This is a genomic window from Streptomyces sp. NPDC046308 (assembly GCF_055588065.1).
Genome location: NZ_JBVJFB010000007.1, coordinates 466,490 through 467,488, shown reverse-complemented (window position 1 = coordinate 467,488; position 999 = coordinate 466,490). Strand labels below are relative to the sequence as shown.

1 rRNA gene and 1 pseudogene are annotated in these 999 nt (G+C 70.7%); both read left to right on the top strand.

The annotated features are described in order from the left end of the window. Positions 1-105, top strand: a 5S ribosomal RNA gene (gene rrf / locus ACZ6JT_RS28115); the annotation flags it as partial. Between the two features lie 104 nt (positions 106-209). Beyond that, positions 210-999: pseudogene (locus tag ACZ6JT_RS28110) on the top strand (hypothetical protein); the annotation flags it as partial.

Below are 999 nucleotides of genomic sequence, written 5' to 3'. Positions count from 1 at the left end.
AGCGTTAGGGAAACGCCCGGTTACATTCCGAACCCGGAAGCTAAGCCTTTCAGCGCCGATGGTACTGCAGGGGGGACCCTGTGGGAGAGTAGGACACCGCCGAACAATCTTTCAAAGGACCCTTGGTCCAGCGTTCAACGCTGGACCAAGGGTCCTTTTTTGTTTCACCTCTTTACGCCGAAGCGCGGCCATGGGTTGGTTGCGCGAGAATGACTAGCGGTACCCCGAAGACAGGAGTCACACCCATGTCCAACTCTCCCGACGATCGTCCGGAGCGCGAGCCTCGGCGCAGCGACGGCGGTGACAGGGGCGGCTACCGCGGGGGCCGTGACGACCGTGGGGGCGACCGCCCCCCGTTCCGTCGTGACGACCGTGGTGCCAGTGGCCGTCCGTCCAGTGGTGGCGGCGGCTTCCGTCGCGATGACCGTGGCGGTCGTCCCGCCGGCGGTGGTGGCGGCGGCTTCCGTCGTGACGACCGCGGTGGCGACCGTCCCAGCTACCCCCGCCGTGACGACGACCGTGGTGGCCGTCCGGCCGGCGGTGGCGGCGGTGGCTTCCGTCGTGACGACCGTGGCGGGGACCGCCCGAGCTTCCCGCGCCGCGATGACCGTGGTGGGGACCGTCCGTCCTACGCGCGTCGCGACGACCGCGGTGGTGACCGTCCGTCCTACCCGCGTCGTGATGACGACCGTGGTGGTTTCCGTGGTGGCCGTGACGACCGTGGCGGCGACCGCCCGTCCTACCCGCGCCGCGATGACCGCGGTGGGGACCGTCCCTCGTACCCGCGTCGTGACGACCGTGGTGACCGTCCCACCGGTGGTGGCGGCGGCTTCCGCCGGGACGACCGTGGCGGGGACCGTCCGTCCTACCCGCGTCGTGACGACCGCGGCGAGCGTCCGTCGTACCCGCGTCGTGATGACGACCGTGGTGGTTTCCGTGGTGGCCGTGACGACCGTGGCGGCGACCGCCCGTCCTACCCGCGCCGCGATGACCGCGGTG